This window comes from Acinetobacter sp. BMW17, from assembly GCF_001592855.1.
Classification (GTDB): Bacteria; Pseudomonadota; Gammaproteobacteria; order Pseudomonadales; family Moraxellaceae; genus Acinetobacter; species Acinetobacter johnsonii.
The window spans coordinates 1-562 of record NZ_LSOD01000058.1 but is presented as its reverse complement, the minus strand read 5'-3'; the positions used below and the strand labels follow the sequence as shown (position 1 = coordinate 562).

Here is a 562-nt window from a genome sequence, read left to right as displayed (position 1 = left end):
GTACGAGGCATAGCGAATAGTAAAATTGGGTTTGGCGATTTGATTTTACTACTTCGCTATTTTTTTAAGCTAAAAGTGTCAACACACCCTAATTGTTCGAAGTAATTCATTTCGCTCTAGCGAGCTACTCTTTGTATCTTTCCATTGTTTCGCATTTTTTCTAGGTGGAATCACCGCATGCGCTTGCCGATCTGCAATGACCTGACGGCATTGCTTGGTGTCATAAGCTCCATCGGTATAAACAGAGTCAATCCGCTCATCTTGTGGAATCTGATCAAGTAAATCACCAAGCACCTGTGAATCACTGACATTATTGGTTGTAAGCTGAACTGCTCGTATTTGTAGGGTTTTGGCATCTATACCAATATGAAGTTTACGCCATTGGCGACGATATTCAGATCCATGTTTCTTGCGTTTCCATTCGCCCTCACCTAGAAACTTCATGCCTGTAGAGTCCATGAGTAGATGCTGTTAGCGGCAGTGTAAAAATAACCCCCTAACGGCATTTAAAAACTGACCCCCTTGGTTAATATAGCGGTCATTTTGGACTGCTCAACATGTT

At 42.0% G+C, this 562-nt stretch carries 1 pseudogene; it reads right to left on the bottom strand.

Annotation, left to right across the window (positions count from 1 at the left end):
- Positions 1-90: 90 nt before the first annotated feature.
- Positions 91-468: pseudogene (locus tag AXW61_RS16960) on the bottom strand (IS5 family transposase); the annotation flags it as partial.
- Positions 469-562: the final 94 nt, after the last annotated feature.